The following is a 12,703-nucleotide window of genomic DNA, read 5'->3' as shown; positions in this document are numbered from 1 at the left end:
CCGCCGAACGTTCACGCGCCGATGAACCGCAGCGGGTCGTCGATGAACCGGCGCAGGCCGCGTTCGGCCGCGCCGTATAGCGAGGGGTGTTCCGCGACGGGCGGCGTGGCGACGCGCACCGTCATGCCGCCCGGTCCGACGACCTCCCCGCGCAGGCGGTTTTCGAGCACGATGGTGAGTTCGTCGCCGAAGTGCGTCCAGAGGCCGCCGAGCAGCACGGTGTCCACGTCGATAAGGTTGACGGCGGAGGCGATGGCGGAGACGAGCGCGTCGACGGCTTGGTCGATCACCGCGGTGATCCGCGGGTCGCCGGAACGCCAGCCGTCGAGGAGCCGTCTGACGGCATCCGATTGGGTGGCGAGACCGCCGTCAGCGAGTCCGGCGGCTTCGACCATCGCGCGGCGGCCCGCGTACATTTCGAGGCAGCCGCGGCGGCCGCACGTGCAGCGCGGCCCGTCCATCGCGACGGACAGGTGGCCGATTTCGCCGGAGAATCCGTGCGAGCCGCGGACCACTTCGCCGTCGCGCACGATGGCGCCGCCGATGCCGACGTCGGTGGAGACGTAGATGAAGGAGTCGCGTCGGTCGACGACGTTCAGGAAGTCGGCGCGTTCTGTGGCGTAGCCCGGGATCTGCGCGATGGCGGCCATCTTCGCCTCGTTGCCGGGGATGGCGTCGAGGCGGCGCACCACGTCGAAGCGCGTGAGGTCGAGGTCGGTCCAGCCGAGGTTGCGGGCGACCGTCAGCCGGTTGCCGGTGATGACGCCGGGCAGGGCGAGGCTGGTGCCGGCCACCGTGCAGCCGCGGCGGGCGAGCTGTTGTTCCAGCGATGCCGTCATGGTGTCGAGTTTCGTGAACACGTCCTGCGGGTCGCAGTCGGTCATGTCGTCGTTCACCCATTCGCGGCCGAGCGTGTCACCGTTGATGTCGAGTGCGAGGCAGCCGTAGCCGTCAGTGTTGACCTGTAGGCCGATGCCGGCGATGCGGCCGCCGTGGATGCGCAGCGGTGTGCTGGGACGTCCGTAGGATGCGGCGGCGACCGGCTCCCCTTCCACGACCACGCCGGAGTCGAGCAGCATCGAGACGAGCAGCGACATGGTCGCCTTGGTGAGTCCGGTCTCTTTGGCGAGGTCGGCGCGGCTCAGCGGGTCGCTCGCGCACAGCATCGCGTCGAGCGTCACGGACAGGTTGTGGTTGCGCAGATCGTCCTGATTGATCTTCCTCAAAGCGGCCATGGTACCTGTCCCTTCATGCTGTCGTCTTCGTCTTCTCTGTTGTTTGTCTTGGGCTTCGGGCCGTGTGGCGACGTAGACTTTCATAGTAGACGCCGCGCGACGCGTGCCGGCCGGCCGTCGCATGTCGTATGGCGTACGACGCGACCTCACTTGCATCTTCATGCCGGAATACAGTATAGTTTAATCGTCTAACTTATTAGGTGCGGCGCGTCGAAAGTCTTGCGCGCGGCCCTCATCGAGGAGGAAACATGACTCGTACATTGGTCGCAGGAGTCGATACATCAACCCAATCAACTAAAGTCCGCATCACGGACGCCACCACGGGCGAACAGGTGCGTTTCGGCCAGGCCAAGCACCCGGACGGCACGTCGGTCAATCCCGAATACTGGTGGGAGGCGTTCCGGTCCGCCGCCGAACAGGCCGGCGGACTCGACGACGTGGCCGCGCTGGCCGTCGGCGGGCAGCAGCACGGCATGGTGATCCTGGACAGGCAGGGCAATGTGATCCGCGACGCGATGCTGTGGAACGACACCAGCTCGGCGCCGCAGGCCGCCGCGCTCATCGAGAAGCTCGGCGAGGCCACCCCGGCCGCGGACGGCGAGCCGGAGGACGTCGTCGCGCGCGGCAAGCAGCGCTGGGTCAAGGCCGTCGGCTCCTCGCCGGTCGCCTCCTACACACTCACCAAGGTCGCATGGGTGGCCGAGAACGAACCGGAGAACGCGAAGCGGATTGCCGCGATCTGCCTGCCGCACGACTGGCTGAGCTGGCGCATCGCCGGCTACGGCCCTGTCGCGGAAGGCGAGGACGCGCACCTCGACAAGCTGTTCACCGACCGTTCCGACGCGTCCGGCACCATCTACTACGACGCCGCGCACGGCGAGTACCGCCGCGACCTCATCGCGATGGTGCTGGCCGCCGCCGAAGGCGAGGAGGCCGCCAAGGCGCACGCCGCATCCATCATCCTGCCCACCGTGCTCGGCCCGCGCGAGACGGCCGCCGTGAACGCTTCCCCCGCCATCGCCGGCAAGAACGTCGACGGCGGCTGCATCCTCGCCCCCGGCGGCGGCGACAACGCAATGGCCGCGCTCGGCCTCGGTATGGGCGTAGGCGACGTGTCGATCTCGCTCGGCACGTCCGGCGTGGCCGCGGCCATCGCCGAGAACCCGGTGTACGACCTGACCGGCGCGGTCTCGGGCTTTGCGGACTGCACCGGCCACTACCTGCCGCTCGCCTGCACAATCAACGGCTCACGCATCATCGATGCCGGCCGCGCGGCCCTCGGTATCGACTACGACGAACTGGCCGAGCTGGCCTTCCGATCCGAGCCGGGTGCCGGCGGCATCACGCTCGTGCCGTACTTCGACGGCGAGCGCACGCCGAACCGCCCCGACGCCACCGCGTCGCTCACCGGTCTGACCCTGCACAACACCACGAAGGAGAATCTTGCGCGCGCGTTCGTCGAGGGTCTACTGTGCTCACAGCGCGACTGCCTGGAGCTGATCCGTTCGCTGGGCGCGCGGATCGACCGCATCCTGCTGATCGGCGGCGGCGCGAAGTCGGTGGCGATCCGCACACTGGCCCCATCGATCCTCGGCATGGACGTGACGCGCCCGGCCACCGACGAGTACGTGGCGATCGGCGCGGCGCGTCAGGCCGCGTGGGTGCTGTCCGGTGAGGCCGAGCCGCCGGAGTGGCCGCTCACCATCGACGGCGTGGAGACCGGAGAGCCGACCGAGGCCGTATACGAGGCCTACGTGAAGGCCCGCGGCTGAAGAAGGAGCCGCCGCCCCGCCGGCGAGGGGCTGTCGCATCACGATGGACCTCCCACCGGATACCGATGTTCACGCCCCCGCCGGCGGGGGCTGTCGGCGAAGCCGACTGGGGGTGGTCGCGGTTCGGCGCCGAACCACCCTCAGACCGCCTACGGCGGCCAGCTCCCGCCAGCGGGAGCAGGAACTTGCCTTCATGTGGTTCCTGTTCGGTGGCAATCACCGCCGGCATCAGCCGCCATCGCATATGGCAAACCCCCGGAATGAAGCCGTTCTTCATTCCGGGGGTTTGCCATATATCGCCTCCAGTTACCCAATGGGGCGATTGCGATCCGAATAAAGCCCCGTCGCCGGCCGTCCCGCCTCAACCTCGCCTGAGGCTACCCGAAAGCCCACCGGGCTTTCGGCTCACGCTTCGGCCAGTGCGTCGATGATGTAGTTGTTGATGGTGGCCTTGACCTGCTCGAGGTGGTCGGACTTGGTGGCGGCGCGCAGCTCGGCCTGGGTCTTGTCGAGGCTGTACTCCTCGAGGGAGGCGAGCGTGACGTTGCCGTCCTCGATGTCCTTGCCGATGCCGGACTCGTAGGAGCTGTAGCGGTCGGCCTGCAGATCCTCGATGTAGTGGTCCTCGTGCATCTTGGCGGCGACCAGCAGGCCGGCGGCGTAGGAGTCCATGCCCACGATGTGCGCACGGAACAGGTCGTCGGCGGCGAAGGAGGTGCGGCGCGGCTTGGCGTCGAAGTTCAGACCGCCGTGGGGGCCGATGGAACCGTTAGCCAGGACCTCCCACATCACGGCGACGCAGTCGTACAGGTCGGACGGGAACTCGTCCATGTCCCAGCCGATGAGCTTGTCGCCTTGGTTGGCGTCGAGGGAGCCCAGGATGCCGTTCTCGCGGGCGAAGCGGACCTCGTGCTGGTAGGAGTGGCCGGCCAAGTTGGCGTGGTTGCCCTCGAGGTTCAGCTTGAACACGTCGTCCAGATCGAAGGTCTTGAGGAAGGCGAGCGCGGCGGCGGCATCGAAGTCGTACTGGTGCGAGGTCGGCTCCTTCGGCTTCGGCTCGATGAGGAACTGGCCCTCGAAGCCGATTTCCTTGGCGTAGTCGGCGGCCAGGTGGAAAAGCTTGGCCATGTGGGCCTGCTCGCGGTGCATCTGCGTGTTCCACAGGTTCTCGTAGCCTTCACGGCCGCCCCAGAACACATAGTTCTCGGCACCGAGGCGCTTGGCGATCTCGAGGCTCTTCTTGACCTGCGCGCCCGAGTAGGCGAAGATGTCGGCGAACGGCGAGGTGGCGGCACCGGAGACGAAGCGCGGGTTGGTGAAGAGGTTCTGGGTGTTCCACAGCAGCTTGACGCCAGTGGACTTCATGTTCTCCTCGATCTTGTCGACGACCTTGTCGAGGTTGGCGTTGGTCTCGCGCAGGGTGTCACCTTCCGGCGCGATGTCGCGGTCGTGGAAGCAGAAGTACTCGACGCCCAGCTTGGTGTAGAACTCGAACGCGTAGTCGACCTTGGCGAGGGCGAGGTCCATCGGGTTCGTGTACTTGTCGTACGGACGCTCGGCGGTGCCGTCGCCGAACGGGTCGACGAGGCGCTGGTCGAAGGTGTGCCAGTAGGCGACCGCGAAGCGCAGCCAGTCCTTCATCTTCTTGCCGGCGACGACCTTGTCGGCGTCGTAGTAGCGGAAGCCGAGGCCTTCCTTCTCGCCCTTGCGACCGACGTACTCGATCTTGTCGATATCCCACAGACCCATTGCAGTCTCCTTTGATGTTCGTGTTCACTGCGTTCTTCGTCGAATCCGCGTGGCGTCCCATCACTGTGCGCCGCCATCCGTTTCCGATTGACGATTCAATATGTTAAATGGTCGAACAATGTTTGTCAAACGAATGAACTTAATAGGCCGCATACGGCGTGTCCCCAATGATTCCAACGTTTTCCCCGCCTCATAACAAGTGAGTCCCCGATGACCTCAATCATCGGGGACTCACATCGGCCGAATCGGCGGACGGCGAGACGCTACCAGCGCACCTGCGCAGGACCGCCGACCCCACCGGCACCGCCGTACACCTGGGCGGCGCGCATCTCCTGGGCCATCTGCATGAGGCGCTTGATGCGGTCCTCGGTCGGAGGATGGGTGGAGAACAGCTTCGAGAATCCCACCGAGGAGAACGGGTTGGCGATCATCATCGCGGAGACGGACTGCGTGCCGGCGGTCTTGCGCATCGGCGTGGTCTGCGCGCCGTACGAGATCTTATTGAGCGCGGAGGCGAGCGCTTCCGGATCGCCGGTGAGCATGCTGCCGTCCTCGTCCGCGTCGTATTCGCGCGTGCGGGAGATCGCCAGCTGCAACAGCGACGCGGCGATCGGCGCGAGGATCGCGCTGAGCAGCACGCCGATCAGGCCGAGCCCGCCGGACGCGTTGTCGCGTTCGTCGCGCGACGTACCGCCGCCGAAGTACATGAGCGAATAGCCGAGATACGTGATGACGGTCGCCATCGCGGAGGCGACCGCCGAGGTGAGGATGTCGCGGTTGTACACGTGCATCAGCTCGTGGCCGAGCACGCCACGGATCTCACGTTCGTTGAGAATCCTGAGGATGCCCTGCGTGCAGCAGACGGCGGCATGGCGTTCGTTGCGCCCAGTGGCGAACGCGTTCGGACTCATCGTCGGCGCTACGTAGATGCGCGGCATCGGCTTGCCGGCCTTGGCGGACAGCTCGCGGACGATCCGGTACAGCGTGGGCGCCTCCGCCTCGCTGACCTCCTGCGCCCCCATCGACGCGATAGCGAGCTTGTCGGAGAACCAGTAGGAGAAGAACGTGGAACCAAGTCCGATGAGAATGAAGATGCCGAGGGTTCCCCTACTGCCGCCCGTGGCCCACCAGACCAGCATGACGACGGCCCACATCACTCCGAAAAGCAGGGCTGTCTTCAGGCCATTGCAATGGCCGTGCACACGCATTTTGCCGTCCATACGGCTCACGCTAACGGGGCTATCTGAAATTTCGCTGGACGGCAGCCGAGCGGACCGTGCGATGTTTCACGTGAAACACCGCCTGCATGCATCCCGAAATCTCTCCCCCAGTCGGCTCCGCCGACAGCCCCCTCATCAGAGGAGCCAACATGCCACCACCAAAGACGACACCAGCCTCGCCTCCCTCTGACGAGGGAGGTGGCACGGCGAAGCCGTGACGGAGGGAGAGACCCCGACGCCACACCGGCAGGTCCGAAAAGACGATCCGCTTACTGCGCCATCGCCGACGAGTGGATGCCGTCCAGCGCGGAGACCAACCCGGCCACCAAGTCGTACTGTTCGACCGCGTCGGTCATCACCGCGAGTACGTACCCGCCGGAAGCGTTCGTGACGATGCCGGCGTCGTTCAACGCGTGATAGTCGTCCTCGTCAATCCATCCCGCCTTCGTGTACACCGCATAGCCGTCCTGATCACCGAGCGCGTTGTGGATGCTCGAGTTGAGCGTATCGGTGAACTCGCCCGCGAGCCATTGCCGCGCCGCATCGGACGTGGCCGGCTTCGACCCGCGCACGGCGAGCGCCGAATCGCCATCGAACAGGTAGCCGTACCCCATCGCCCACATGCGCGCCATGTCCATCGACGAGATGTTGAGGTACGCGCCGCCCGTCACGTCGACGCCCACATGCGCGCGCGTCGCCCACGCGGCGAACGCCCCCGAACCGTACGTGCGGTGGAGCGCAGCGAAACTGCTGTTGTCGGATACGGAAATCGTCTGCGCGATGAGCTGGTTCACGCCCGCACCGGTCGAGGTGAGCGCCATGTCCGACGCAATCGCCGACTCGTCCTCCTCCGACGCGGCCGACGCGCCCGTCGCGTCGCCGTCGGCGGAGGAGACCGGCTGCCCGTCGGCGCCGACGCCGGTCGGGTTCGCGTCCGACGACTGCTGGACCGCGTCGAGGTCGATTGTGCCGGTCGCGGCGAGGGAGATGATGTAGGGGCCTTTGATCGCGGACGCCGAGTAGCGCGCGTCGCCGCCGTGCACGGCGAGCGCGCGGTCGGTCGTCATGTCGACCATCGTCGCGGATACGCCGTATCCGGCCGACGTGACGGTCGCGACGGCTCGGTCGAGCACCGCACGGTCGTCGTCGGACAGCGTGAAACCTTCCGTGGAAACGTCGGCCGCGCCGTCGAGGCCGCCGATCGCGTTCACCGCGCGCTCCGCGGCGGTGAGCGCGCGCGGCTTGGCCGTCGACGCGCGGTGCAGCGCGGGATGGCCGGACGCGGCCTCCACCACGTCGCCCGCGCCCGCCACCCAGCCGGGCACGTGCACGATCACGCCGACGACGAGACAGACCACGGCGAGCGCCGCCATGCCGACGACGATGCGCCGGCGGCGGTAGACGGCGCGCATCCGCCGTGACGCATGCTGGTATTGCGTCGTGTGATGGCGGCGCGCCTGGCCGTTGCGCGACGGCCGTCCGCCGCCATGCGCTCCCCTCCCCCTATGCGAGGAGCCACGCGACTGCTTCATGACGGACCACCTTCCGATTATGCGGATACGCGATATCACGTCTGCGATATCACGGTCACGGGATATCACGAACGTGATATCGAACCGCATGATGATGACTGCGCACGGGCCCGCGTATGCCGACGCGCGCACGTGTACGTATGAGAATAGGACGAAGCATATGACGAAGCCGCGATCGGCAGGGATTCCGGTGGGACCCGGATCCGATTCCGCCGATCGCGGCTTCTGTGTGACGCACGGATGTGGCGCGCGGCCGAGCACTCCCGGCGGGTGTTTCACGCCATGCTACGACGTGTCACGTGAAACGCGGCGTGAAACACCTGGCCGGAATGTGACCGACCGACTCGCGACTCACTCGGCGTGGGCAAGCTCGCGCATCTGGGCGGGCTCGATGACCTTCTTGTGCTCACGGCCCTCTTTCGCGCCCTCGGCGCGTTCGAAGGCGTCGACCTTCTTCCAGCCGGCGAAGTCGATCGGCTTGACGCCGCGGCTTTCCAGCAGGCGGTCGATGGACTCGGGGTCGCGGTCGGCGGCCACGCGGCCACCCTCGGCGGCCTTGGCGAGGTCCTCGAGCATGTTGGTGACGATGGCGAGCGCGTCCGACTTGGTCGAACCGATCAAGCCGACCGGGCCGCGCTTGGCCCAACCGGTGGCGTACAGGCGTTCGCGCACCTCGCCGCCTTCGGCCTCGGTGGTGATGCGGCCGTCACCGTTCGCGTTGGCGAGGTGGGCGCCGTGGCTGTCGTAGGCGATGCCGGGGGCTTCGGCCGGCTGGTAACCGATCGCGTGGTAGACGGCCTCGACCGGGTAGTCGGTGAACTCGCCGGTGCGGTGCATCACGCCATCGGCGCCGGTCTCGGTGCGCTCGACGCGGATGGCCTTCACCTTGCCATCCTCACCGACGATCTCGGTGGGCGCGGAGTTGAAGTGGACGTAGTACTTGCGGTCGGCCGGGTTGCCCTCGTAGTCGACGTCGCCGTCGTCCTCCATGTCCTCGGCCATCTCGCGGATGGCGAACAGCTCCTCGACCATCTGGCGGGTGAGCTTGTCCTTGCCGGCGACCTCGATGGTGTCGTCGTCCAGTTCGAAGTCGTCCTCGTTGATGATGAGCTGCACGCCGGGCAGCTTCTCCATCTCGCGCAGCTCCTGCACGCTGAACTTCGCCTGGGCGACGCCGCGGCGGATGAACAGGTGGAGCACCTTGGCCTTGTTGTTCTGGATGCCCTCGTAGACATTGTCCGGAATGTCGGTCTTGGCCTTGAGGTCGTCGGCGTTGCGCATGAGCTCGCGCGCGACGTCCATCGCCACGTTGCCGCCGCCGATCACGGCGACGTTCTCGGCCTCGAGCGGCCATTCGCGGGCGCCCGTGGGGTAGCCGTCGTACCATTCGACGAACTTGGCGGCGCCGTACACGCCGTCGAGGTCGGCGCCGGGGATGCGCAGCGGCTTGTCCTTGACGGCGCCGGTGGCGAACAGCACGGCGTCGTAGCGGGCGAGCAGGTCGTCGAGGGTGACGTCCTTGCCGAACTCCACGTCGCAGTACAGGTGGATGTCCGGGTTGTCGAGCGTCTTCTCGAGCGCGGAGGCGATGAACTTGATGGACGGGTGGTCGGGGGCCACGCCGTAGCGGACCAGGCCGAACGGCACGGGCAGCTTTTCGAACAGGTCGATGCGGGCCTTGGTGCCGAGGCCCAGCTCCTCGCCCAGCTTCTTGAGCTGGCGCAGGAAGATGTCGGAGGAGTAGACGCCGGCGGGGCCCGCGCCGATCACGGCGATGCGGAGTTCGTTTGCAGTATTCGAAGATTCAGTCACGCGTAACAGGTTATCGCAAGCCACCGAATCGCGGTACCCCCATTTTCCATGCATTGCAACGCTTTTCGCACATTCCGCACATTCGCCCGCACATTCCCGCTCGCCTCGGCGTCACGTTCGGGAGCGACCGGAGCCGCTCCCTCGCGCTTCCTAGGCGCCTCGGTAATGCCAGAGCAATGTCAGCGGGACGCTCAGTCGCGGCGGCGCTGGACCATCACCAGTCCTGCCGCGCCCAGCAGAAGCGCCGCACCGGCGAGCGTCATGACGGCCACGACGGACGAGCCGGTGGCGGACAAGATGGAACCGTCGCGACGGGCGGAATCCTGTGTGCCGTCCCGCCGATCGGCCGCGACGTCATGATGCGAGCCGGCGGCACCGGACCCGTGGTGTCCATCACCGTTCTGCCCGTTCCCGGAATCGTTCCCAGAACCACCGTTCTGGCCGTCACCGGAACCGTCACCGGAGCCGCCGTCCGCCGTCGTGACGGCGACCTCGACCTGCACCGGCAGCGTCGTATCCACGCCGACCGCCGTGACGTGCGCCGTGCCCTTGACCGTGAACGAACCGGCCTTCGCATATGCGGACGAATCAATCGCATCCCAAGCGACCGGCGCTTCGACCGGCGCGACCGCCGTCGCGTCGTCACCGAACTCGGCCAGTCCGCCGGGCACCGTGACCTTCACCGTCCCGGGCAGCGACGGCGCGGTGCCGATCTCGGTCGAGACCCCGGCCAGCGGCTCGACGGCGGCCGCCTTGACCTGTTCCGGATCACGCTGGAGCGTCCACTCGTCGGAGCCGTCGGACGCCTTCGCGCCGATTGTCGCCTGCGTGCCGGCAACCGAGCCGGAACTTGCTCCCAAGCCACCGACCGCGGCGAACAGCCCGCTGCCGATGCCCAATCGGTACGCGCCGTCGCCCGCCGGTTCCAGCGTCCACTGCTTGTCGGCGCCGCCGTCGTCCACCCAGGAGAGCAGCCTGCCGCCGGCCGCGATCGTGCCGCCGTCGATCGCCATCGCGCGGCCGCCGGCCTTGTTCAACAGGGTCGCCGTGTCGTCGGCGTGACGAACGATGTGCCACAGCTGCGCGTCACGCACGTCACCAGCACCCGAATCCCCCGCCTTCTCGGCGACGATCTTCGCACCGTCGTTCGCCTGGTCGCCGACGCTCAGCACGTCACCGGTCTTCTTGTTCACCAGCCGGTAGTACGCGCCCTGCGAACGGCCCAGATCGACCTCGCCGTAGGAGACGTTGAATCCGCCGAACGTGGCCCGCAGCAGCGCTACGCGCCCGGTCTGCGGCACGTACTGCATGTTGCGGCTGTAGCCTGCGCCGACCGCGGTCCGGAAGCGCGTCCACGCACCGTCGCTGGCACCGGATTCGTTCACCCAGATGTCGGCGCTGCCGGCTGCGTTGTAGAGGATCCGCCCGTCGGGCAGGTGCACGAGCACCGGGCTGCCGCCGGTGGTCAGTCCGCCGGCGAGCTTCGTGATGGGCTGGCGGTCGACCTTGTGGAACTCCAGCGGATCGTCGGCGATCTTGTACTGGATGTTGGCGTCGCGGCCGTTCCACCATTCGAAGGTCATCATCCACTTGCCGTCGGTGGTGGGCGCGACGGTGGTCATGCCCGGGCGGCCGCCGCCCGCGTACTTGTTCTTGAACTTGTTGCCGGCCTCGTCGACGACGATGGCGCTCCAATCATCGGCAAGATTGCCGTCCCAGGTGCGGTGCGCGAGGATCTGCCCGCTGCCGCCGTCCTCTTTCGCGGTGTCGTTGTCGGCCGCGAGCGCGATGGCGCCGGTCTCCTTGTCGTAGGAGTTCCAGTCGAAGTCGTTCTCGTCGGAGTAGTAGCACACGAGCTTGCCGTCGTAGACCATGAGGAACGGCTCCCAGACCGGATCGTTCTGGTGCGTGGCGTTCTCGGTGGCGAACGGCCCGCCGTAGGAGCCCTGCCAGCCGCCTTTGGCCACGATGTTGAGGAAGTCCCAGTCCTTGCCGCCGTCGGCGCTCGAGTACAGCGCGAGCGCCACGTCCTTGCGGTCGAAGTCGTCGGACGTGCGGTTGAAGTTCGAGTCGGCGGCGAGGTGCTCCTTGAGGTAGGGGTCGTCGCCGGAGACGATGGCGGCGAGCACCAGCGTGCCCTTGGCCAGTCCGCCCACGGTTTCGGGCATCACGTACAGGTACGGGTTGGTCCACGCGCTCGTATATTGCGCGTATTCGGCCTCGCGGTCGGTGCCTTTGGTGAGCGCGGCGGGCGACTGGACTTCCGAGAGCGCCTCCCAGGTGGTGCCATAGTCGGTGCTGCGGTAGATGGGCAGCGTCTGCCCGACCGGGTCGCCGACGCTGCGTTCGAAGGTCGCCACGAGCGCGCCGTCCTCCAGTTGCGCCGACTTGGGGTACAGGATCGGGTTCTTCTTGTTGAAGTTCACCTTATCCTGCGCGGACGCCGCGTAGAGCGTCTTCACGGTCGGCTGGTAGGCCTGTGCGGCCGGGGCCGCCAGGCCTACGCCGCCGAGCAGCGTCGCCGCGGCCAGCAGTCCGCCTACCGCTCTGCTCAGGATGGGATGGGTGGTCATGTTCTCTTTCCTTTTCGATGCGTTTCGGTGTGTTCGATGATTACGCCGTGGCGTCCATGCCATGGCGCGGTTTCCCCGGAGCCGGCGTTCAAGGTGTGCGAAGCCGGCCCCGCGGCCTTGCGGATGCGGGGATGATCGTCGGTATCGGGACCAATCGGGGATGGATTGGGTGCCGGAGACGGGTGTTCGGGGACGGGCGTCAGCCGATGATGCGGTCGATGAGCGCCTGCCACTCGCCCACCAGATCGATGTGCTCGCGGTCGTGGAGCCATCGCATCTGCAGGCCGTCCATGGCGGCCAGCGTCTGCATCGCGGTCCGATGCGGGTCGTGGCAGCCGTCGTTGGCCGCGGCCTTCGTGTATTCGCGCATCACCCACTGTTCGCGGTCGCGGAAGTACTGGAAGGCCGGGTGGCTTTCCGACAGAGCCTCGCCCTGCAGCACGGTGTACAGTCGCACGATCTCCGGCTGCGTGGCGTTGCGCCGCACGGTCGCCGCGGTCAAATCGCGCAGCCCGACGGGGAAATCGTCCTGTTCGCCGATGGGGGCGTCGTCCGGCGGCATCGGCACGCCGAGCTCGCCGTACAGCGCCACGCGGTCGGTGCGGTCGCGGTAGTCGAGTATCGCCAGCAGCAGGCCTTCCTTGGACCCGAAATGGTAGAGGAGTCCCGCTTCCGTCACGCCTTCGGCCACCGCGATCTCACGCAGGCGCAATCCCCAGAACCCGTGCTGGGCCACGAACTGCGTCGCCGTGTTGATGATGCTGATCCTGCGCTCGCGCGCTGTCATCGCGGTCTTCGTTCCGCCCACCG

General features: G+C 67.0%; 8 protein-coding genes. 1 reads left to right on the top strand and 7 read right to left on the bottom strand.

What is annotated here, in order from left to right; genetic code table 11:
* Positions 1–11: 11 nt before the first annotated feature.
* On the bottom strand, positions 12–1,235 hold the full coding sequence (locus tag AC1AYX_RS04015) for an ROK family protein (RefSeq protein ID WP_476502284.1): 1,224 nt from the start codon (positions 1,233–1,235) through the stop codon (positions 12–14).
* A 248-nt stretch (positions 1,236–1,483) separates the two neighbouring features.
* On the opposite strand from AC1AYX_RS04015, the gene AC1AYX_RS04010 reads away from it, so the two are divergent.
* Entirely contained in the window at positions 1,484–3,007 is a 1,524-nt protein-coding gene (locus AC1AYX_RS04010) for a xylulokinase (RefSeq protein WP_476502283.1), read from the top strand.
* Positions 3,008–3,412: 405 nt separating this feature from the next.
* Here AC1AYX_RS04010 and xylA read toward each other — a convergent pair whose 3' ends face one another.
* The 6 genes from xylA to AC1AYX_RS03980 all read right to left on the bottom strand — a co-directional run bounded on the left by xylA (position 3,413) and on the right by AC1AYX_RS03980 (position 12,680).
* Positions 3,413–4,756, bottom strand: a complete 1,344-nt coding sequence (gene xylA, locus AC1AYX_RS04005) for a xylose isomerase (protein ID WP_101621831.1) — start codon at positions 4,754–4,756, stop codon at positions 3,413–3,415.
* Positions 4,757–5,019: 263 nt separating this feature from the next.
* Entirely contained in the window at positions 5,020–5,976 is a 957-nt protein-coding gene (gene htpX / locus AC1AYX_RS04000; protein WP_476502282.1) for a zinc metalloprotease HtpX, read from the bottom strand.
* A gap of 269 nt (positions 5,977–6,245) precedes the next feature.
* Complete coding sequence (locus tag AC1AYX_RS03995; protein WP_476502281.1) at positions 6,246–7,508, bottom strand: serine hydrolase; 1,263 nt, start codon at positions 7,506–7,508, stop codon at positions 6,246–6,248.
* A gap of 351 nt (positions 7,509–7,859) precedes the next feature.
* On the bottom strand, positions 7,860–9,320 hold the full coding sequence (locus tag AC1AYX_RS03990; RefSeq protein WP_476502280.1) for an FAD-dependent oxidoreductase: 1,461 nt from the start codon (positions 9,318–9,320) through the stop codon (positions 7,860–7,862).
* A gap of 191 nt (positions 9,321–9,511) precedes the next feature.
* On the bottom strand, positions 9,512–11,893 hold the full coding sequence (locus AC1AYX_RS03985) for an RICIN domain-containing protein (RefSeq protein WP_476502279.1): 2,382 nt from the start codon (positions 11,891–11,893) through the stop codon (positions 9,512–9,514).
* A gap of 199 nt (positions 11,894–12,092) precedes the next feature.
* Positions 12,093–12,680: a TetR/AcrR family transcriptional regulator gene (locus AC1AYX_RS03980; protein WP_476502278.1), complete on the bottom strand. Its 588-nt coding sequence runs from the start codon at positions 12,678–12,680 to the stop codon at positions 12,093–12,095.
* Positions 12,681–12,703 lie beyond the last annotated feature (23 nt).

Source organism: Bifidobacterium sp. LH_419, assembly GCF_056356955.1.
The sequence above is the reverse complement of the archived record's forward strand: the minus strand, read 5'-3'. Positions and strand labels throughout refer to the sequence as shown.

Excerpts from the sequence above, each read along its gene's own strand:
- AC1AYX_RS04015 (WP_476502284.1), bottom strand. The coding sequence starts at position 1,235 with ATGGCCGCTTTGAGGAAGATCAATCAGGACGATCTGCGCAACCACAAC.
- AC1AYX_RS04010 (WP_476502283.1), top strand. The coding sequence starts at position 1,484 with ATGACTCGTACATTGGTCGCAGGAGTCGATACATCAACCCAATCAACT.
- xylA (WP_101621831.1), bottom strand. The coding sequence starts at position 4,756 with ATGGGTCTGTGGGATATCGACAAGATCGAGTACGTCGGTCGCAAGGGC.
- htpX (WP_476502282.1), bottom strand. The coding sequence starts at position 5,976 with ATGGACGGCAAAATGCGTGTGCACGGCCATTGCAATGGCCTGAAGACA.
- AC1AYX_RS03995 (WP_476502281.1), bottom strand. The coding sequence starts at position 7,508 with ATGAAGCAGTCGCGTGGCTCCTCGCATAGGGGGAGGGGAGCGCATGGC.
- AC1AYX_RS03985 (WP_476502279.1), bottom strand. The coding sequence starts at position 11,893 with ATGACCACCCATCCCATCCTGAGCAGAGCGGTAGGCGGACTGCTGGCC.
- AC1AYX_RS03980 (WP_476502278.1), bottom strand. The coding sequence starts at position 12,680 with ATGACAGCGCGCGAGCGCAGGATCAGCATCATCAACACGGCGACGCAG.